The 18,946-nt window shown below is 68.7% G+C and carries 21 protein-coding genes; 5 read left to right on the forward strand and 16 right to left on the reverse strand.

Features of this window, described 5'->3' with window-relative positions; genetic code table 11:
• Positions 1 to 4: 4 nt before the first annotated feature.
• From hemB to AC5Y5V_RS09255, 5 genes are all read right to left on the reverse strand, one after another.
• Complete coding sequence (hemB, locus tag AC5Y5V_RS09235) at positions 5 to 985, reverse strand: porphobilinogen synthase (protein ID WP_499933143.1); 981 nt, start codon at positions 983 to 985, stop codon at positions 5 to 7.
• Between the two features lie 109 nt (positions 986 to 1,094).
• Positions 1,095 to 2,750, reverse strand: a complete 1,656-nt coding sequence (locus AC5Y5V_RS09240) for a bifunctional uroporphyrinogen-III C-methyltransferase/uroporphyrinogen-III synthase (protein WP_499933525.1) — start codon at positions 2,748 to 2,750, stop codon at positions 1,095 to 1,097.
• A gap of 26 nt (positions 2,751 to 2,776) precedes the next feature.
• Entirely contained in the window at positions 2,777 to 3,718 is a 942-nt protein-coding gene (gene hemC / locus AC5Y5V_RS09245) for a hydroxymethylbilane synthase (protein WP_499933529.1), read from the reverse strand.
• 13 nt (positions 3,719 to 3,731) lie between these two features.
• Positions 3,732 to 5,102, reverse strand: a complete 1,371-nt coding sequence (locus tag AC5Y5V_RS09250) for a glutamyl-tRNA reductase (protein ID WP_499933147.1) — start codon at positions 5,100 to 5,102, stop codon at positions 3,732 to 3,734.
• Positions 5,103 to 5,217: 115 nt separating this feature from the next.
• The gene (locus tag AC5Y5V_RS09255; protein ID WP_499933532.1) at positions 5,218 to 5,481 is read right to left on the reverse strand and encodes a glutaredoxin family protein; all 264 of its coding nucleotides are present in this window, start codon (positions 5,479 to 5,481) and stop codon (positions 5,218 to 5,220) included.
• Between the two features lie 47 nt (positions 5,482 to 5,528).
• Between AC5Y5V_RS09255 and AC5Y5V_RS09260 the strand changes: the two genes are divergently transcribed.
• The 4 genes from AC5Y5V_RS09260 to AC5Y5V_RS09275 all read left to right on the forward strand — a co-directional run bounded on the left by AC5Y5V_RS09260 (position 5,529) and on the right by AC5Y5V_RS09275 (position 8,894).
• The gene (locus AC5Y5V_RS09260) at positions 5,529 to 6,416 is read left to right on the forward strand and encodes an HAD family hydrolase (protein WP_499933149.1); all 888 of its coding nucleotides are present in this window, start codon (positions 5,529 to 5,531) and stop codon (positions 6,414 to 6,416) included.
• A 57-nt stretch (positions 6,417 to 6,473) separates the two neighbouring features.
• Positions 6,474 to 6,965, forward strand: a complete 492-nt coding sequence (locus AC5Y5V_RS09265) for an FAS1-like dehydratase domain-containing protein (protein ID WP_499933151.1) — start codon at positions 6,474 to 6,476, stop codon at positions 6,963 to 6,965.
• Positions 6,966 to 6,988: 23 nt separating this feature from the next.
• On the forward strand, positions 6,989 to 7,915 hold the full coding sequence (locus tag AC5Y5V_RS09270; RefSeq protein WP_499933154.1) for a cyclopropane mycolic acid synthase family methyltransferase: 927 nt from the start codon (positions 6,989 to 6,991) through the stop codon (positions 7,913 to 7,915).
• Between the two features lie 73 nt (positions 7,916 to 7,988).
• Positions 7,989 to 8,894: a cyclopropane mycolic acid synthase family methyltransferase gene (locus AC5Y5V_RS09275; protein WP_499933157.1), complete on the forward strand. Its 906-nt coding sequence runs from the start codon at positions 7,989 to 7,991 to the stop codon at positions 8,892 to 8,894.
• Positions 8,895 to 8,901: 7 nt separating this feature from the next.
• Here AC5Y5V_RS09275 and AC5Y5V_RS09280 read toward each other — a convergent pair whose 3' ends face one another.
• From AC5Y5V_RS09280 to AC5Y5V_RS09320, 9 genes are all read right to left on the reverse strand, one after another.
• The gene (locus AC5Y5V_RS09280) at positions 8,902 to 9,984 is read right to left on the reverse strand and encodes a lysophospholipid acyltransferase family protein (RefSeq protein WP_499933536.1); all 1,083 of its coding nucleotides are present in this window, start codon (positions 9,982 to 9,984) and stop codon (positions 8,902 to 8,904) included.
• 6 nt (positions 9,985 to 9,990) lie between these two features.
• Positions 9,991 to 11,106, reverse strand: coding sequence for an SDR family oxidoreductase (locus AC5Y5V_RS09285; protein WP_499933161.1), 1,116 nt, complete (start codon positions 11,104 to 11,106; stop codon positions 9,991 to 9,993).
• Between the two features lie 73 nt (positions 11,107 to 11,179).
• Positions 11,180 to 11,281, reverse strand: coding sequence for a 30S ribosomal protein bS22 (locus AC5Y5V_RS09290; RefSeq protein WP_003402602.1), 102 nt, complete (start codon positions 11,279 to 11,281; stop codon positions 11,180 to 11,182).
• 98 nt (positions 11,282 to 11,379) lie between these two features.
• Entirely contained in the window at positions 11,380 to 11,631 is a 252-nt protein-coding gene (locus AC5Y5V_RS09295; protein ID WP_499933164.1) for a cell division/environmental response transcriptional regulator, read from the reverse strand.
• A 139-nt stretch (positions 11,632 to 11,770) separates the two neighbouring features.
• Positions 11,771 to 12,646 (reverse strand): pyrroline-5-carboxylate reductase, encoded by an 876-nt coding sequence (proC, locus tag AC5Y5V_RS09300; protein WP_499933166.1) that lies wholly within the window; start codon positions 12,644 to 12,646, stop codon positions 11,771 to 11,773.
• 24 nt (positions 12,647 to 12,670) lie between these two features.
• Positions 12,671 to 13,492 carry a thioesterase family protein gene (locus tag AC5Y5V_RS09305; RefSeq protein ID WP_499933169.1) on the reverse strand — a complete coding sequence of 274 codons (822 nt, stop codon included), beginning with the start codon at positions 13,490 to 13,492 and terminating at the stop codon, positions 12,671 to 12,673.
• Positions 13,492 to 14,334 carry a sugar phosphate isomerase/epimerase family protein gene (locus AC5Y5V_RS09310; protein ID WP_499933172.1) on the reverse strand — a complete coding sequence of 281 codons (843 nt, stop codon included), beginning with the start codon at positions 14,332 to 14,334 and terminating at the stop codon, positions 13,492 to 13,494. The genes AC5Y5V_RS09305 and AC5Y5V_RS09310 overlap by 1 nt, the downstream gene beginning before the upstream one ends.
• An 18-nt stretch (positions 14,335 to 14,352) precedes the next feature.
• A complete protein-coding gene (locus AC5Y5V_RS09315; protein ID WP_499933175.1) occupies positions 14,353 to 15,390 on the reverse strand; it encodes an Rv0497 family membrane protein in 1,038 nt (345 codons plus the stop codon).
• Complete coding sequence (locus AC5Y5V_RS09320) at positions 15,387 to 16,406, reverse strand: Ppx/GppA family phosphatase (protein WP_499933178.1); 1,020 nt, start codon at positions 16,404 to 16,406, stop codon at positions 15,387 to 15,389. The genes AC5Y5V_RS09315 and AC5Y5V_RS09320 overlap by 4 nt, the downstream gene beginning before the upstream one ends.
• Positions 16,407 to 16,523: 117 nt before the next feature.
• Here AC5Y5V_RS09320 and AC5Y5V_RS09325 point away from each other — a divergent pair, with 117 nt between their 5' ends.
• Positions 16,524 to 17,306 (forward strand): DUF3109 family protein, encoded by a 783-nt coding sequence (locus AC5Y5V_RS09325; RefSeq protein WP_499933180.1) that lies wholly within the window; start codon positions 16,524 to 16,526, stop codon positions 17,304 to 17,306.
• Here AC5Y5V_RS09325 and AC5Y5V_RS09330 read toward each other — a convergent pair.
• Positions 17,262 to 18,155, reverse strand: coding sequence for a phosphatase PAP2 family protein (locus AC5Y5V_RS09330; RefSeq protein ID WP_499933183.1), 894 nt, complete (start codon positions 18,153 to 18,155; stop codon positions 17,262 to 17,264). The genes AC5Y5V_RS09325 and AC5Y5V_RS09330 overlap by 45 nt on opposite strands.
• Before the next feature lie 17 nt (positions 18,156 to 18,172).
• The gene (locus tag AC5Y5V_RS09335; protein ID WP_499933187.1) at positions 18,173 to 18,886 is read right to left on the reverse strand and encodes a FadR/GntR family transcriptional regulator; all 714 of its coding nucleotides are present in this window, start codon (positions 18,884 to 18,886) and stop codon (positions 18,173 to 18,175) included.
• Between the last annotated feature and the right edge of the window lie 60 nt (positions 18,887 to 18,946).

The following is an 18,946-nucleotide window of genomic DNA, read 5'->3' on the forward strand; positions in this document are numbered from 1 at the left end:
TAGATCAGGAAAGCCAACCCGCCGCATCGGCGGCCCAATAGGTGAGCACGATGTCCGCCCCCGCCCGCCGGATGCTGATCAGCGACTCCAGGGCGGCGGCGCGCTCGTCGATCCAGTTGTTCGCGGCCGCAGCGCAAATCATCGCGTACTCCCCCGACACCTGGTAGGCGGCCACCGGCACCGGGGAGACGTCCGCCGCCGCCGCGACCACATCCAGGTACCCCAGTGCGGGCTTGACCATCACGATGTCGGCCCCCTCGTCGAGGTCCAGTCGGATCTCACGCAGCGCCTCACGGGCGTTGCCCGGCTCCTGCTGGTAGGTCCGCCTGTCGCCGGACAGGCTGGAGCTCACCGCCTCGCGGAACGGCCCATAGAACGCGGAGGCGAACTTCGCGGCGTAGGCCAGGATCACCACGTCGGTGTGGCCGGCGGCGTCCAGGCCGTCGCGGATCGCGCTCACCTGGCCGTCCATCATGCCGCTCGGGCCGACCACGTGAGCACCCGAATCAGCTTGTGCCACAGCCAATTTCACGTACCTGGCCAGGGTGGCGTCATTGTCGACGCGGCCGCGTTCATCCAGCACGCCGCAGTGGCCGTGGTCGGTGAACTCGTCCAGGCAGGTGTCGGCCATCAGCACGGTCGCGTCGCCGAGGTCCTTGCTCAGGTCCCGCAGGGCGACGTTGAGGATGCCGTCGGGATCGGTGCCGGCGGACCCGGCCGCGTCCTTGTCCGACTCCCGGGGCACACCGAACAGCATCAGCCCGCCGACCCCGGCGCTGACGGCGTCGGCGGCCGCGCTGCGCAGCGAGTCGCGGGTGTGCTGCACCACCCCCGGCATAGACGGGATCGGTCGCGGTTTCGATATCCCGTCGGCCACAAACATCGGCAGCACCAAATGCCTTGGCTCCAAGGAGGTTTGCGCCACCAGGCGACGCACGGCCGGCGTCGAGCGGAGCCGGCGCGGACGCTGCCGCGGAAAAACCACTACAGCCCCCCGTGGCGACCCGCTGCGCCCGGCTCCGCCGCGCTTGCGATCGCCACCAGCCCCCCGTGGCGACCCGCTGCGCCCGGCTCCGCCGCGCTTGCGATCGCCACTACCGCCTGCGGCTCTTCTTGCGCGGCGGCGGCAGCGCACCCTCGGCACGCAACCGGGCGGCGTGTTCGGCCAGCGCGTCGACCAACGGGCCCACCGCGGCGGTGTCGGGCTGGACATCCACCCGCAGGCCGAACTCCGCGGCGGTCTCGGCCGTCTTGGGTCCGATGCAGGCGATGATGGTCCGCGCGTGCGGCTTGCCCGCGATGCCCACCAGGTTGCGCACAGTGGAGCTCGACGTGAAGCACACCGCGTCGAACCCACCCGTCTTGATCATCTCGCGGGTGGTCGCCGGCGGCGGCGCGGCGCGCACCGTCCGGTAGGCGGTGACGTCCTCGATCTCCCAGCCCCGCTCCCGCAGGCCCTCGGCCAGCGTCTCCGTGGCGATGTCGGCACGCGGCAGCAGCACCCGGTTCACCGGGTCGAAAATGCTGTCGTAGGGCGGGAATTCGTCCAGCAGGCCCAGCGAGGACTGCTCCCCCGCCGGCACCAGCTCGGGGCTGATCCCGAACGCGCGGACCCGGTCCGCTGTCGCCTCGCCGACACAGGCGATCTTCACGCCGGAGAACGCGCGGGCGTCCAGGCCGAACTCGCCGAACTTCTCCCACACCGCGCGCACCGCGTTGGTGGAGGTGAACACCACCCACTGGAACCGGCCGTCGACCAGTCCCTTGACGGCCCGCTCCATCTGGGCGGGGCTGCGCGGCGGCTCCACGGCGATGGTCGGCACCTCGATAGGCAGGGCGCCGTACGACGTCAGCCGCTCGCTCATCTCGCCGGCCTGGTCCTTGGTGCGCGGCACCAGCACGGTCCAGCCGTACAGGGCCCGGCTCTCCCACCAGTTCAGCTTCGCGCGGCTGGCCACCGTCTTGCCGATGGTCACCACCAGGGGCCCGCTCAGCGGATCCCCGCCGCTGGCGGTGGACAGTCCGCCGCCCAGAATGGCCGGGTCGGTCAGGCCGGCCAGCGTGGTCTCGACCGAACGCTGCTGGCAGGTGCTGCCCTGCGCGGTCACCACGCAGGGGGTGGTCTCGGCCAGCTCGTGCTCGATCAGGGTGCGGGCGGCGTCGGCCAGGTGCGATCCGGTGGCCTGCAGGATCAGCGGCCCGGGCGCGGCGGCCAGCGCCTCCCAGTCCACCTCGCCGCGCACGTCGGCGACGGTGTGCGACGAGCCCAGCGGCAGCCCCGCGTACGTCGGGACGGCGCTGGTGGCGGCCAGACCGGGAATGATCTCGATGTGCAGGTGGCTGCGTGCGACGGCATTCACCTCGGTGATCACCGCGTCCAGCGTCAGCGGGTCGCCCGCCACCAGCCGCACCACGTCGACGCCCGTGCGGGCCTCGGCGGTCAGCGTCTTGGCGACCTCGGCCGGATCACCCAGCGCCGGACGGATGTCCGGGGCGCCGGGAACCGGGGCGGAGCTCGTGTCGGGACCGTCGGCGCTCCCGGCCGGCGGCTCCGCGGGTGCCGGCCCGGAGATGGGCGGCAGGTCCCGGCCGATCAGCGTCAGCACCGGCTCCGGCACGTCGGGGTCGGTGAATACCAGGGCGGCGTTCGCCAGCACCGTGGCGGCCCGCGTCGTCAGCAGGCCTGGGTCGCCCGGACCCGAGCCCACGAACGTGATGCGGCCCGGTCTCGGCTTACGCCCTCGCGTCATCATTGTCGCTCCCACGTCTGTCTCAACTAGTCTCTGTCAACTTCCCGCGACTGACCCATCAGCTCCCGGGCACCCAGTTCGAACAACTCCGCGGCCACCGAGAGCCCCAACTCCCGTGCCCGGTCGGAACTCCCGATCCCAGACGCGCGGATCACGTCGGATCCGTCCAGCGCCGCCACGCAACCGCGCAGCGACAGCTCCTCGAAGACGCGACCTTCCTCATCGATCGACTCGACCACTTCTGCGATCGCGCCCACCGGTGCGGAACATCCCGCCTCCAGTTCGGCGAGCAGGGCTCGCTCCGCGGTGACCGCCACGCGCGTGTCGGGGTCGTCCAACTCCCCGAGCACTGCCGCCAGCCGGCGCTCCCCGGCGCGGCACTCGACGGCGAGCGCGCCCTGAGCCGGTGCTGGCAACATCTGCACCGGCTCTAACGTCTCGGTGACATCATCGAGGCGCCCCAGCCGGGCCAACCCCGCCCGAGCCACCACGATGGCGTCAAGATCACCACTGCTTACCCTGTTCAACCTGGTATCTAGGTTGCCTCGTAGGGGGCGGATTTCCAAACCGAGACCCAATGCTCTAAGCTGTGCGGCCCGTCGCGGCGACGAGGTGCCCACCAGCGAACCGACGGGCAACTCCCCCAGCGTCAGGCCGTCCCGGGCCACCAGCGCGTCGCGAGGGTCGTTGCGCGGCGGTATCGCGGCGATGGTGAACCTGGGGTCGGCGGCGGTCGGCAAATCCTTGTGCGAGTGCACCGCCGCGTCCACCCGGCCCTCCTCGATCGCCTCCCGCAACGCGGTGGTGAAAACGCCCACACCCAGAGTCTCGATCGGCGCCGACGAGCGGTCGCCGACGGTGCTGATGGTCACCAATTCCGCGGGATGACCGTTGGCGATCAAAGCGTCCCTGACGAGGGCGGCCTGGGTAGTGGCCAGCAGACTGCCCCGGGTGCCTATCCGGATCACGTGCGCCAATCGGTTACTCGACAGGCTGCTTGTCGTCGAATTCGCTTGCCGCAACGGGCAATTCACCGGCGGCAACAGCAGCTACGGAGTCTATGGCCGTCTGGTTGAGCTCGAAGAGCTCGCGCAGGGCCTCGGCGTAGCTGTCGCCGCCGGGGGCACTGGCGAGTTGCTTGATGCGCACCGTGGGCGCGTGCAACAGCTTGTCGACCACCCGGCGAACCGTCCGCGCCACCTCTTCGCGCTCGGCGCTTTCCAGGCCGGGCAGCCGGTTGTCCAGGCGCAACAACTCCGCCTCGACCACGTCGGCGGCCCGCTGCCGCAGCGCCGTGACCGTCGGCGTGACCTCCGCCATCCGCTGTCCCGCCAGGTAGGCGGCAACCTCGGCCGCCACGATGTGCCGGGCGGCGTCCACGTCACCGGCCGCCGCATGCGCCGCGGGTTCGTGCTGCACGCGGTCCACGTCGACCACCCAGACGCCGGGCAACCCGGCTACCGCCGGATCGACGTCGCGGGGCATGCCCAGGTCGCAGATCACCAGCGGATTCGCAGCTTCGTCGCGGCGCGCCGCCGCCAGCGCGTGGTGCACGTCGGCCAGCGACACCACCGGGCTGACCGCGCCGGTACAGGTGACCACCACGTCGGCGACGGCCAGCGCCTCCGCCAGACCGTCCAGGGTCACGGCCTCGGCGGGCACGCCCGACTCGTGGATCTTGTCGACCAGCCGCTGCGCCCGGGACTGCGACCGGTTGAGCACCTGGATTCGCCCGACGCCGGCCCGGGTCAGGTGCCCCGCCGACAGCGCGCCCATCGACCCGGCGCCGATCACGACGGCGGTCTTGCCGCCCAGGCCGCCCAGCCTGCGCTCGGCCATGCCCAGGGCGACCGACACGACCGAGGCGCCTGCGGCGTCGATGGCAGTCTCGGAGTGCACCCGCTTGCCCACCGACAGCGCGCGCTGGGCCAGTTCGTGCAGCAGGCGCCCGACGGTACGGTTGGCCTCGGCGGAGGTGTAGGCGCGTCGCACCTGGCCCAGCACCTGCTGCTCACCGATCACCGCCGAGTCCAGGCCACTGGCCACCGCGAACAGGTGCTCGACGGCGGCCTCGCTGTAACGGACGTAGGCGTACTGGGTGAGGTCGCCCATGGACATGCCGGAGTGCTCGGACAGCACCTGCCCGACGACCGAAAGGCCGCCGTGGAAGGCGTCCACCACGGCGTAGACCTCGACACGGTTGCACGTCGACAACACCATCGCCTCGGTCACCAGGGGTGACTGCAGCACCCGGTCGATGATCTTGATCTGATCGGATTCGTCGATGCTGAGTTGTTCCAGGACCGAGACCGGCGCACTGCGGTGCGAAACCCCGAAGAGCAAGATGCTCACGGCAGCATCACCTGGCCAGCTCCCTTGCTTCCTCCAGTACTGAACTGCCCTCTACGGTAATGGTTGTTCCGGTGGGCTACCAAATATCGCTCGACGTCCAGTCACCGACGAGTGCTCAGGCGAGGTCCGCCCGCAGCCGCGGCTCGTCGATCTCCCAGTAGCTGTGCTCGCGCCCGTCGAGCAGGATCACCGGCAGCCGATCGCCGAATTCGGCCCGCAGCCCGGGATTGCCCGCAGCCGCGGCGGCGTCCACATCGGTGGCCGACAGGTCGAAACCCAGCTCCACGGCGAGCTCCCCCAGCCGGCTGTGCACGCGCGCGCAGATCGCGCATCCGTCGCGCGTCAGCAATTCCACCCGGGCCCGGCTCACGGCTACCAAGTCTGGCACGCCGGATAGGGTTGGTGAGACCAACCGGGAGGTGTCCGATGGCTTCCTCTGATTCACCCTCTGACCCGCAAGAGACGCTGGCCGACAATGCCAGCGCCGAACGCGCGCTGCACGATCTGCAGACCGTCGGCAGTGAGGGCCGGCCGCAGCCGCCCATCGACCTGACGGCCGCCGCCTTCTTCGATGTGGACAACACCCTCGTGCAGGGCTCGTCGCTGGTGCATTTCGCGCGCGGCTTAGCCGCCCGCAAGTACTTCACCTACAACGACGTGCTCGGTTTCCTCTACGCGCAGGCCAAGTACCAGGTGCTCGGCAAGGAGCTGAGCGGCGACGTCTCCGCCGGGCGCCGCAAGGCGCTCACCTTCATCGAGGGCCGGCCGGTCACCGAGCTGATAGCGCTGGGCGAGGAGATCTACGACGAGATCATCGCCGACAAGATCTGGCCCGGCACCCGTGAGCTCACCCAGATGCACCTCGATGCGGGCCAGCAGGTGTGGCTGATCACCGCCACGCCGTACGAGCTGGCAGTGACCATCGCGCGGCGGCTCGGCCTGACCGGGGCGCTGGGCACGGTCGCCGAGTCGGTCGACGGGGTGTTCACCGGCAGGCTGGTCGGCGAACTCCTGCACGGCACCGGCAAGGCCCACGCCGTGCGATCGCTGGCCATCCGTGAGGGGCTCAACCTCAAACGCTGCACCGCGTACTCCGACAGCTACAACGACGTGCCGATGCTCTCGCTGGTAGGGACCGCCGTCGCCATCAACCCCGACACCCGGCTGCGCGGCCTGGCCCGCGAACGTGGCTGGGAAATCCGCGACTTCCGGACCGCCCGCAAGGCCGCGAAGATCGGGGTGCCGTCGGCCCTGGCGCTGGGCGCGGCCGGCGGCGCGCTGGCCGCATTGGCGTCGCGACGGCAATCACGCTGATAAGCTGCGCCGCTGACTACCTATAGCATTTGAGCAGGGAGCGGCAAGAACATGTCAGTGGACGGAACCGACGCACTCATCGGCAAGCACTATCGTGCGCCCGACTACTTTCAGGTGGGCCGCGAGAAGATCCGCGAGTTCGCTGCCGCGGTCAAAGACGACCACCCGGCGCATCACAACGAGGTTGACGCCGCCGAGGCTGGGTATGACGCGTTGGTGGCCCCGCTGACATTCCTGGCTATCGCCGGTCGGCGCGTGCAGCTGGAGATTTTCTCGAAGTTCAGCATCCCGATCAACATCGCCCGGGTCATGCACCGCGATCAGAAGTTCAAGTTCCACCGGCCGATCGTCGCCGACGACAAGCTGTACTTTGACACCTATCTCGACGGCGTCATACAGTCCCACGGCACGGTGCTGGCCGAAATCCGCAGTGAAGTCACAGACGCGGAGGGAAAACCAGTGGTCACCAGCGTCGTCACGATGCTGGGGGAAGCCTCACACGAAGATGCACGCGCTGAAGAAACCGTCGCTGCAATTGCATCCATATAAGCCGGAAAGTAGGGTCGATTCCAATGACGTCACAGAGTGAAACGGGTGACACGCAGCTAAAGCCCCCGGTCGAAGCAGTCCAGTCGCACTACGACCGCTCGAACGAGTTCTTCAAGCTTTGGCTCGATCCTTCGATGACCTACAGCTGCGCCTACTTCGATGAGAACCCGAACATCGATGAGCCGCAGAGCAAGACGCTGGAAGAGGCGCAGTTCGCCAAGCGCAAACTCGCCCTCGACAAGCTCAACCTCGAGCCCGGCATGACGCTGCTCGACATCGGCTCCGGCTGGGGCTCGACCATGCGCCACGCCGTCGAGCACTACGACGTCAACGTGATCGGCCTGACGTTGAGCGAGAACCAGCTGGCGCACTGCGAGGAAAAGTTCGCCGAGATGGACAGCCCCCGCCGCAAGGAGGTGCGGCTGCAGGGCTGGGAGCTGTTCGACGAGCCAGTGGACCGGATCGTGTCGCTTGGCGCGTTCGAGCACTTCGCCGACGGTGCCGGGGACGCCGGATACCAGCGCTACGCCACCTTCTTCAAGAAGTACTACAGCCTGCTGCCCGACGACGGCCGGTTCCTGCTGCACTCGATCGTGGTGCCCACCGCCGAAGAGGGCAAGAAGATGGGCCTGAAGACGACGATGAGCCTGCTGCGCTTCATCAGCTTCATCCTCAAGGAGATCTACCCCGGGGGTAAGTTGCCGCAGGTCGAGCAGGTCGACCGGTACTCCACCGAGGCGGGTTTCAAGATCGAGCGCCACCACTTCATCGGCAAGAACTACGTTCCCACGCTCAACGCCTGGGCCGAGGCGCTCGAAACGCACAAGGAAAAGGCCATCGAGCTCAAGGGCCAGGAGATGTACGACATCTGGCAGCGGTACCTGACCGGATGCTCCGACCTGTTCCGCGACGGCTACACCAACGTGTGCCAGTTCACCCTGGTCAAGTAGGCGCGGTCGCACGAAACGCGGCGCCTGCCGCAATTGCATCCATTTGACGGCGGCAGACACTAGGGTCTTGTCGGTGACCCAAGAGACTGACGGAAACGGACCCCAGCTGTCGCCGCCAGTTGAGGCAGTCCAGTCCCACTACGACCGTTCCAACGAATTCTTCAAGCTGTGGCTCGATCCGTCGATGACCTACAGCTGCGCCTACTTCGAGCGCCCCGATATGACGCTGGAAGAGGCCCAGTACGCCAAGCGCAAACTCTCGCTCGACAAGCTGGAACTCGAGCCGGGTATGACGTTGCTCGACATCGGCTGTGGCTGGGGCTCGACCATGCGGCACGCGGTCGAAGAATACGACGTCAACGTGATCGGCCTGACGCTGAGCGAGAACCAGCTGGCGCACGACACGGCCAAGTTCGCCGAGATGGACAGCCCCCGAAGCAAGGACGTCTGGCTGCGGGGCTGGGAGCAATTCAACGAACCCGTCGACCGCATCGTGTCGCTCGGTGCGTTCGAGCACTTCGCCGACGGTGCCGGCGACGCCGGATTCGAGCGCTACGACACCTTCTTCCAGATGTGCTACGACGTGCTGCCCGACGACGGCCGGATGCTGCTGCACACGATCGTCATCCCGACTCCCGAGGAAGCCAAGGAGCGTGGCATAACGTCGCCGATGAGCCGGCTGCGCTTCATCAAGTTCATCCTGACCGAGATCTATCCGGGCGGACGACTGCCCAGGGTCCCGCAGGTGGAACAGGCCTCCGCGAAGGCCGGTTTCGAGATCGAGCGCTGCCACCGGATCGGGTCGAACTACGTCAAGACGCTGGACACCTGGGCCGAAAGTCTGGCAGCGCACAAGGACGAGGCGATCGAGCTGAAGGGCCAGGAGACGTACGACAACTTCATGCACTACCTGACGGGCTGCTCGGACCTGTTCCGGGATGGCGTCACTGACGTCTGCCAGTTCACCCTGGTCAAGTAGGCGGGTCTCAGCCGAAGAAGATGTTGCGGCGCCCGGCCAGCAGCCGGTACAGCGTCTGCTGGATGGTCTCACGCACCTGGTCGGTCAGGTCGAACGTGACCATCGGGTCGTCGGCGTCGGTGGCCGCATAATCGGCGGTGTGAATCGGCTCTCCGAACGCGATCCGCCACTTCGACGGCAGCGGCACCACGCCCGCCGGCCCGGCCAGCGGGAACAGCGGCGTGACGGGGAAGTAGGGCAGGCCGAACAGCCGCGCCAGCAGCTTCACGTCGGCCAGCATCGGGTAGATCTCCTCGGAGCCGACGATCGAGCACGGCACGATCGGCGCCTTGGTGCGCAGCGCCGCGGAGACGAAGCCGCCGCGGCCGAACCGCTGCAGCCGGTAGCGGTCCTCGAACTTCTTGCCCAACCCCTTGTAGCCCTCGGGGAACACGGCGGTGAGCTCGCCGGCGGCCAGCAGGCGGTGCGCGTCCGTCGTGCAGGCCATGGTGTGGCCCGCCTTGCGGGCGACCTCGCCGACCACCGGCAGGTCGAACACCATGTCGGCGGCCAGCAACCTCAGGTCCCGTTGCGCCGGGTGCTCGTCGTGGACGGCCACCGACAGCATCAACCCGTCGAACGGCAGCACCCCGGCGTGGTTGGCCACGATCAGCGCGGCGCCCTCGGCCGGCAGGTTCTCTACCCCGCTGACTTCCACCCGGAACCACGAGTTGAAGAAGAACCTCAGCAAAGGGCGAACGATCGCGTCGTTGAAGTGTGGATCGAACCCGAACTCGTCCACGCTGTAGTCGCCGGTAAGCCGCTGACGGAAGAATCCGGCGACCGACGCGACGCGCTGCGCGAGTTCGTTCAGTGGAGCTTCGCCGCCCCGTGACGAAGGCGTGCCGGCGGCGCGGCGGTGCTCGTCGATTTCCCGGACGACGGCGGCGATCTGTTCGGCCGACGCACGGCCCCGCGGATCGGAGAGCAACGAGGGATGCTGGCGGGAGGCATCGGCCCGTTGATCCGCTCGTCTGCGCGCTGCTACCCGACCCCTATTGCTATGGATTGGAATAACATTCGCTCTGGTCTCACCCGCCACGTTATCTATCCGAATCTATCTGATATCGACCCATGGAATTGGATTTCGGCTACCCCAGCGCTGCGCCAAAGCAATGACACGACCCTCCAAAGAGCGTACCCGATCAGGGTCGATTATGGGAGTCAGGCTGCGCCCGCGGACGTAGTCGTCGAAGGCTTCTGCGGTGGTCCATTTGGGCTGGTACCCGAGCTCGGTACGCATCCGCGTGGTGTCCATCACACGGCCATAACTCAGGTAGTCGAACTGCTCGCGGTTGATCTCGGTGTAGCGATTGGCCCGCCGCAAGGAATCCAACAGCCAGACGCCAAATCCCGGTACTGGCAACGGGATTCGGCCGGCCAGCCGAATTGCCTGGGACAGCATGATGATGCCGTCGGCGCCGATGTTGAAGGTACCGGCCTTGCCCGCCATCGCCGCGCGCTCCAGCGCGCCCAGCGCATCCTGCTCGTGCAGCAACTGCAACCGCGCGTCGCGGCCGAACATCGTCGGCACCAACGGGCCCGCCAGATACCGCGACAGCGTGGTGTCCATCGCCGGGCCAATCATGTTGGCCAGCCGCAGAATAGTCACCGCGATGTCGGGCCGGCGCCGGCCCAGGCCGCGCACGTAACCCTCGATGTCGAGGCTGTCCTTGGCAAAGCCCTCGCGGAACGGCCGACGGCTGCTGCTGTTCTCGGTGAACACCACCGGATCACGCGGGCTGGACCCGTAGACCTCCGACGTCGACTTGAGAATGACGCGGCGCACCGAGGGCGCTTTCTGGCACGCAGCAAACAGCTGCATCGCGCCCATCACGTTGAGTTCCTTGAGGGCGGCGCTGCCGCCGGAGCGCGGTGCGTACGACGCCGCGGCGGCGTGCACCACAGTGTCCACCTCGCCGTTTCGAATCACCTTGGCGATGAATGGATTACGGATGTCCGCCCGCACGAACTCGGCCCGGCCCATCCGGCGCAGCATGTCCTTGCTCGGGGCGATCGCGTCCACCGCGATCACCCCGTTGATCAAAGGATTCTGCGCGAGCCGCGCCGTGAGATAGCCGCCCAGGAACCGGCACGCGCCGGTGACCAGCACGACTTTGGGGTAATGCACGGTGCCGCTGGTGTCGGCACCGTCCCCGTTCGACGAATCCACCCAGACAGCCTAGCGGCCAGGAGAAACGGCGGCATTACGGTCCCGTGACGGGTCGCGCCGGCCCGGACAGGGCCTACTTGCCAAGTTTTCTGCGCTGCACCCGCGTGCGACGCAGCAGCTTGCGGTGCTTTTTCTTCGACATGCGCTTGCGCCGCTTCTTGATTACTGAACCCATAACTCCGCTATCTGACCCGTGACTGGCTTCCCAAAAGGACCCAGCCACCTTACCCGGCCAGCCACGGCGAACACCAAACCGGTCACCCGGCCGGTGCGCTACCCCGCGTCGAAGTAGGAGGTCTCCAGCATGTCGTGGACGGCCTTGGCGTGCACCCGGAAAGAGCGCCCGACCCGGACCGCGGGCAGCTCGCCGTTGTGCACCAGCCGGTACACCGTCATCTTGGAGACCCGCATCAGCGCCGCCACCTCGGCCACGGTGAGAAATTGCGTCCTGGCCTGCTGACCGTCGGCGGAACCGGCGTCCCGCGCCGATTTCCCGCCAGCCGATGGACCGTTCGTAGACGTCATCGCAACCCAATCGTGTCAGGCACGCGCATGCCAGCGGCTTCCCCTCCGCTGGCACAAACACGCGCTTACAAAGAGGAGAATAGCGGGACTCGTGGGGTTACTGGTACTGGTGGGGGATAATCAGTTCAAAATTCTTGAATTATTCCGATGTAATTCTTAGCTGCTCAGACCGTGTTTTCGCGGCCTGGACCGCCGCATCCACGGTGGCCCGCAGGCCGCCCCGCTCGAATTCGCGCAGCGCAGCGGCGGTGGTGCCGCCGGGCGAAGTGATCGTCGCCCGCAGCTGCGCCGCGGTGGTGTCCGTCTCCATTGCGCGCGGCTGGCCGTCGGCCGTCCGCCGCTCGGAGTCCATCCGCTCCAGCAGCATCGCCGCCGACCCTGCCATCGTCTGGGCGGTCAGGTCGGCGGCCACCTGCCGGCTCAGGCCCACCGCGACCCCGGCGTCGATCAGGGCCTCGACCAGCAGGAAGAAATAGGCCGGGCCGGAGCCGGACAGCGCCGTCACCGCGTCCAGGTGCACCTCGGGAACGGTCAGCACGCCGCCCACGGCGTCGAACAGCGCGGACACCTCCTCCAGCTGTTCCGGGGTGACGAATCGGCCCTTGGCCAGCGCGGTCACCCCGGCGGCCACCAGGGCCGCGGCGTTGGGCATCGCCCGGACCACCGGCGTCCCGGCCGGCAGCTTCGACTCGAAGTAGTTGATCGTGACGCCGGCGGCCACCGTGACGAACACCTGCTCGACGCTGTCGTGTTCGGCGGCGGCGGCCGCGCGGGCCAGGTCCGCGATCACCAGTTCGACGTCGCCCGGCTTCACCGCGACGACGACGAACGTGGCGTTCTCGACCGCCTCGGTCACCGACGTCACCAGCACCGAATAGGTCTCCGACAGGTACTTGGCGCGATCCGGCATCCGCTCGGCCACCACGAGGTCCTTGACCTGCCTGCCCGCCCGCAGCAGACCCGACAGCAATGCCTCGCCGATGTTGCCGCCACCAATGATCGCGATTCTGGCCATGGGAGGAAGCATTCCAGACGGGCGCTACCGCTCCGGGGGCACCATGGCCAGCTGCCGAGCCTGCAGCACCAGCCGGCCCGCGCTGTCGACGACGGTGTGGTCCTCGTCGAACCAGTGCTGCCCGATCTCGACGCAGGTGGCCACGATCCGCAGCCATCCGTCGGCGGGCAGGCCCCGCAGCAGCGCGGTGAACTGCACGGTCGGCGCCCACCCCGTGCGGTCGACCGCAAAGGTCACCGGGGCCGACAGGTCCCCGCACATCAGGGCGAACAGCGCGTCCGGTGCCGCGTCGCGGGGCCGCGCCCACATCTGCAGCACCGGCGGCCGCCCGTCACGCACGGGCTCGAGCGTCGACAGCAACGGCCGGATGTCGCAACCCGCGCCCAGATGCACCAGGCCGGACAACTGATGGCCTGGACCGATCGGCTGGATGTCGTCGGGCGGTTCCGGCGCCATCAGGTCCACGACCGGGTTCGCCGACAACAACGGGGCGTGCTGATGCTCCGGCTCGCCCAGCGTGACCACGGCGTGCACCGCGGTCCGCTCGTCCTGAATGAGCTCGACGTCGACGACGCTGATCCGCCGACCCCGCTTGTGCAGCGACGTGACCAGTTGCATCGCGCCCGGGCTGGGCGCCCGCAGGAAGTTCGCCGACACGGCCACCGGTTCCAGGCCCCCGCCCCCGAAGGCCGTGCGCGCGGCGTTGCCACACAGCGCCACCATCACGCCGCCGTGAAGCTTGGGCCCGATGGTCCAGTGCTCGTTCAGCTCGCCCTCATACACCGCTCCGTCCGGACCGGCGGATACCTCGCGCAGGTCCATTGCGCGCGTGAACATGGCGTCCATCAGCGCAGCAGGTGGGTTCGGGCGAACTGCAGGGACTCGGCCAGCATGGCTTCCCGCTCGCTGGCCGAACGCGCGGTCGAGGTGGACACCTCCAGCACGACGTGGCCGGCGAAATCGCTGGCGGCCAGCAGCTGGCACACCTCGGCGGTGGGTTCCGTCCCCCGCCCGGGCACCAGGTGTTCGTCGGCGGGCAGGCCGCTGCCGTCGCACAGGTGCAGATGCACCAGCCCGGAGCCCATCCGCCGGGCCATCTCCAGCGCGTCGGTGCCCGCGGTCGAGGTGTGCGACAGGTCCAGGGTGTAGTGCGCGTGCTCGCCGTCCAGCGGGTCGTAGGACGGCGCGAACGCCGAGATCGCCGGACCGGGGCCGCCGCCGCGCCTGCGCATCCGTTCCCGCGACTGGCCGGAGCCGAAGAACCGGTCGGCCCGGAACGGGAACATGTTCTCCACCGCCACCATCACGTCGCTGCCCGCTTCCAGTTCGACGACCTGGTCGTGAAACCCGTCGGCGTAGCGCCGCTGCCAGCGGAACGGGGGGTGCACCACCACGGTCTGCGCGCCCAGCTGTTCGGCGGCGGCCACGCTGCGTTCCAGCTTGGCGATCGGGTTGGAACCCCATACCCGCTGCGAGATCAGCAGGCAGGGGGCGTGCACCGACAGCACCGGCACCTGGTAGCGCCGCGACAGCTTCCCGACGGCATCGACGTCCTGGCTGACCGACTCGCTCCACACCATCAGCTCGACGCCGTCGTAGCCGAGCCGGGCGGCGTACTCGAACGCGGCCTCGGCCCGCAGTGGGTAGACCGAGGCCGTTGACAGGCCGACTTTGATTGCGGGGCGCACGGTCTCCTCTACCGACGCCTAGCCGGCTTGTAGCGACAACACCAGCGGGCCGAGGGTGATCAGCAACCCCACGGCAACCGCGATCAACGTACTGGCGATGTCCTCGGTCTTGCGAACTACCCGCACTCCCACCACCAGGCCGAGGATGACCAGCACCGACAGCACCAGGGTCACGATGGGGTTCCAGCGCCACAACTGGTCGAACGCGATGAACAGACCCGCGCCGAACGCGACGGCCACGATCGACTGCAGCACCACCAGGCTGCCCCGCCAGAGGGCCTCGAGCCGGCCGTGCGACGGCTGGTCCCGCGCGTCGTCGAGGCCCATGAGGTCGGAGATGGCGTCGCGGTGGTCGGCGGTGAAATCGTCGCCGAAGTCCAAGCCCTCGCCCGCGCGCTCGTCGCTACGGCGCCGGGCGAGCTCGTCGGCCAGCGTCTGGCCGCCGAACAGCGTGCCCTCGGGAGCTTGCAGGTAGGAACGCACGTACGCGGAATCCTCGATGGCCGATTCGGCCTCGCTGACCTCGGAGTCCATCACGTCCACCGACATGTCGGAGTAGTCCCCGACCGGGTCCGGGCTCATCCCCTCGGCGCCGGATCCCGGGCGCTTGGCGTCGCCTTCGTCGTCGCCGTAGGGCAGCGGCCGCGGGTACTCGCTGCGCTCCGGCCCCGACTTGCGCTGCGGGCGTGCCGAGGACTTGGGCCAGCGCGGTTCGGGCTCGGCCCAGTAGACGCCGTCGTTGTCGTCGTCGGTGTCGCCCGTGTCGTCGGTCTCGGCCGGTGCCGGCGCGGCCGCTTCCGGCTTGACGGGCGCGGGCTCGGGCTCCGGCTCCGGCTCCGGGGCGGCGGGGGCGGCCGCTTCGGGGGCCTCGCGGTAGTCGTCGTCGATGACGGGAATCTCACCGGTGAGCTCGGCGACGGTGACGGCGTCGTTGTCGCCGCGCCGACGGCGCCGACGGCGGGTGACCGCCGGGGCGCCGATGCTTCCGTTCCTGGCCAGCAGCTCGGCCACCGAAATCGGCCGGGTTTCAGGGTTCTGGGTCTCGGGTCCGGTCATGGTTTGTCGCCTCTCGATCGGCTTGACGCGTTCCGATCAACTACCTGACCTCCAGCATCCCGCACCCACGTCTCAACGAGGCCGGTTCCGTCGGCTTCGCTGTCGAGTTTGCGCAGGATCAGACCCTCGCGGAGCGCCCACGGGCAGATATCCACCGTTTCTATAGACAGCGCTCGCATACTCGCCTCCGCAACCAGCGCGCCCGCCACGATCTGTGGCGCACGCTCGGCGCTGACTCCCTCCAGTTCGGCACGGTCGGTCGCCGCCATCCTAGAGATAAACGCGATGAGCTGCCGCAGGCCGTTGAGCGTCAACGTCCGCTTCACCCGCGGCCCGGCGGCCGACGGCGCCGCGCCGGTGAGCCGCGCCAGCGAGCGGAACGTCTTCGACGTCGCCACCGCCAGGTCGGGCATGCCGGCCTCCAGGACGGCCATGCTGGCGTCGGCCAGTTCGGCGTCCAGCCAGTCCCGCAGCATGCCGACGCGGCGCCGGCCGGGCGGGTCGTCGGGCAGCCAGTCCCGGGTCAGCCGTCCGGCCCCCAGCGGCAGCGACAACGCGACCTCGGGCTCCTCGTCCACGCCGCTGGACAGCTCCAGCGAGCCGCCGCCGATGTCGAGGTTGATGATCCGCCCCGCGCTCCAGCCGTACCAGCGGCGCACCGCGAGGAACGTCAACCGGGACTCGTCGACCCCGGACAGCACCTGGAGCTTGACGCCGGCTTCCTTGCGCACCCGGGCCAGCACGTCGTCGGAGTTCTCCGCGTCCCGGACAGCCGACGTAGCAAACGCCATCAGCTCGGAGCAGCCCGAGCTCACCGCGATCTTGGCGAACTCGTCGATGGTGGAAACCAGCTTGTCGGCCCCGCGCTTGGTGATCTTGCCCGAGCTGTCTGTCGCCTCGGACAGCCGCAGGGTTGCCTTCGTGGAACTCATCGGTGTCGGATGCCCGCCGCGATGGGCATCGACCACCAGCAGATGGACCGTGTTGCTACCCACGTCGAGGACGCCCAATCTCACGAAACTAACCTAGCCGGGTCAGGTGGGAGAAAGCTGAGCGACCCGCGCAGCGGATAGCGGGCCCGGCGCGGGTGTGAACCCGTACCGGCGACGCGATCTTGGTTTAACGTTGAGTCCGTGGCTAACTCGCGTCCCGACGGGCAAGAGGTCGAACTGGATTTCGCCCGGGAATGGGTGGAGTTCTACGACCCGGAGAACCCCGAGCACCTGATCGCGGCCGACTTCACCTGGTTGCTGTCGCGCTGGACATGCGTCTTCGGCACGCCCGCCTGCCAGGGCACGGTGGCGGGCCGCCCGGACGACGGGTGTTGCTCGCACGGCGCGTTCCTGTCCGACGACGACGACCGCGCCCGGCTGGACGACGCCGTGCAGAAGCTGACCGCCGACGACTGGCAGTTCCGCGACAAGGGCCTGGGCCGCAAGGGCTACCTGGAGCTCGACGAGCACGACGACCAACCGCAGTACCGCACGCGCAAACACAAGGACGCCTGCATCTTCCTGAACCGGCCCGGTTTTCGCGGCGGCGTCGGCTGCGCGCTGCACAGCAAAGCCCTGAAGCTGGGCGTGCCGCCGCTGACGATGAAGCCCGACGTCTGCTGGCAACTGCCGATCCGGCGCAGCCAGGAGTGGGTGACCCGGCCCGACGGCACGGAGATCCTCAAGACCGTCGTCACCGAATACGACCGTCGCGGCTGGGGCTCCGGCGGCGCCGACCTGCACTGGTATTGCACCGGCGACCCGGCCGCGCACGTCGGCAAGAAGCAGGTGTGGGAGTCGCTGGCCGACGAGCTCACCGAGCTGCTGGGCGAAAAGGCGTACGCCGAGCTGGCCGCGATGTGTAAGCGGCGCGCCAAGCTAGGCCTGGTCGCCGTCCACCCGGCGACGCGAGCTGCCGAGTAGCTCGCCGGCCACGATCACGGCCCCCGCCCAGGCGGCGCCCAGGAGCCAACCGCCCAGTACGTCGCTGACGAAGTGCACCCCGAGATAGATGCGCGAGAGCCCCACCGCGCCGATCAGGCCGATCGCGAGGGTCCACACCAGCACCCGGGGAATCCACTGCGTGACGACGTAGCGGGTCAGCATCCAGGCCGACACCACCACCACTGCGGCGGTGCCGGCAGCGTGGCCGGAGGGAAACGAGAATCCTTTCTCGGTGACCACGGCGTACGGTATGGGCGGGCGTTCGCGGACCACCAGAATCTTCGCCGTCATGACGACGAGCAGGATGCCGAGGGCGCCGGCCAACGCCAGCACCACGGGCAACCACGACCTGCGCCACAAGGCCATCCCGGCGCCGGTCACGATCGTCATCACCCCCAGCCCCACGGGACTGCCGATGGCCGAGAAGACCAGCAGCACCGTGGTCAGCCAGCGGTCACGATGGGTTCCCAACCACTCGGCCGCCGGACGGTCGATGCCCGCGATGCCATCGCCTTCCAGCACGTCGTCGAGGACTTCGGTGAAGCCGTCGGCCAGGACCACCACCACGGCCAACTGGACCAGCAGCAACAGGCCAGCGACCCGGTACGCGGGCAACTGGTCCACCCACGCCCGCCCGCGGCGCACCACCTGCATGTCCAGCACGCGCCGGACCCAGGGCGCGTCGCGCACGCGGGCCCAGAGCGCCTGCCCGAGGTGCGGATGTCGGGCGACCCAGACCGCCGCGGCCACCAGCAGCAGCAACAACACCACTGCACCGGCGCTGACCAGGCCGAAACCCGCCGCGCCGTACACGGCTGACCCCTTCATGTCAGGAATCCAACCAGCTAATCCCGGTCCTCGGTGTAGCACCTGACCATTCGCAGCGCGCTCGCGTTCAGGTACGCCTCGACCGTTGCGGCGGCCGCGTCGGCGTCGCCCGCGACGACCGCGTCGGTAATGGCCCGCAGGTCCGCCAGCAGCGGCTCCGCGTCGTCGTAGGCCGCGGTGAGCTCGTGCTCGCGACCGCCGAAGGCCTGCTCGACCCAGCGATACAGCAGCCCCAGTGCCCGGTTGCGACTGCTGCGGATGAGGACCCGGAAGTAGGCCAGGTCGGCCGCCTGGCGCGCGACGGCCGTGTCGGCATCCTGCACGGCGGCCAGGGCCGCGCGCAGTGCGTCGTCGTCGTTGTTGTGCCGGGCCGCCAGCCGGCCGATGAGCGGGCCCAGCGCCGCGCGGATCTCCAGTAGCTCGACCAGAAACTCCGGGCCCAGCCTGCGGACCAGCGCCTCGACGACGGCCGGATTGGTGAGGCCTTCCGGGTCGCGCACCACGTTGCCGCTGCCCTGTTTGGCCTCGATCAGGCCCATCTGCTGCAACCGGGCCAGTCCCTGCCGCAGCGAGGTGCGGTTGACGCCGAGCTGTTCGGCCAGCTCCCGCTCCGGCGGCAGCGTCGAGCCCGGCGGAAAGGCGCCGTCCAGGATGGCGTCCGCGATGGTCGCGGCGATCTGTTCGTCGACCCGCTGGCGATCCGGCGGCTGCAGGAAACTTGACTGGTTCATTGGCTCAACCAATATAGTATGGGCGAGGGCCGCCACGGCGGTGACACGCCGCGGGTCGTG

The sequence above is a fragment of the Mycobacterium sp. NGS68 genome, assembly GCF_059812195.1.

Excerpts from the sequence above, each read along its gene's own strand:
- proC (WP_499933166.1), bottom strand. The coding sequence starts at position 12,646 with ATGGCCAGAATCGCGATCATTGGTGGCGGCAACATCGGCGAGGCATTG.
- AC5Y5V_RS09260 (WP_499933149.1), top strand. The coding sequence starts at position 5,529 with ATGGCTTCCTCTGATTCACCCTCTGACCCGCAAGAGACGCTGGCCGAC.
- AC5Y5V_RS09330 (WP_499933183.1), bottom strand. The coding sequence starts at position 18,155 with ATGAAGGGGTCAGCCGTGTACGGCGCGGCGGGTTTCGGCCTGGTCAGC.
- AC5Y5V_RS09295 (WP_499933164.1), bottom strand. The coding sequence starts at position 11,631 with ATGACGTCTACGAACGGTCCATCGGCTGGCGGGAAATCGGCGCGGGAC.
- AC5Y5V_RS09270 (WP_499933154.1), top strand. The coding sequence starts at position 6,989 with ATGACGTCACAGAGTGAAACGGGTGACACGCAGCTAAAGCCCCCGGTC.
- AC5Y5V_RS09305 (WP_499933169.1), bottom strand. The coding sequence starts at position 13,492 with ATGGACGCCATGTTCACGCGCGCAATGGACCTGCGCGAGGTATCCGCC.
- AC5Y5V_RS09315 (WP_499933175.1), bottom strand. The coding sequence starts at position 15,390 with ATGACCGGACCCGAGACCCAGAACCCTGAAACCCGGCCGATTTCGGTG.
- AC5Y5V_RS09240 (WP_499933525.1), bottom strand. The coding sequence starts at position 2,750 with ATGACGCGAGGGCGTAAGCCGAGACCGGGCCGCATCACGTTCGTGGGC.
- AC5Y5V_RS09290 (WP_003402602.1), bottom strand. The coding sequence starts at position 11,281 with ATGGGTTCAGTAATCAAGAAGCGGCGCAAGCGCATGTCGAAGAAAAAG.
- AC5Y5V_RS09335 (WP_499933187.1), bottom strand. The coding sequence starts at position 18,886 with ATGAACCAGTCAAGTTTCCTGCAGCCGCCGGATCGCCAGCGGGTCGAC.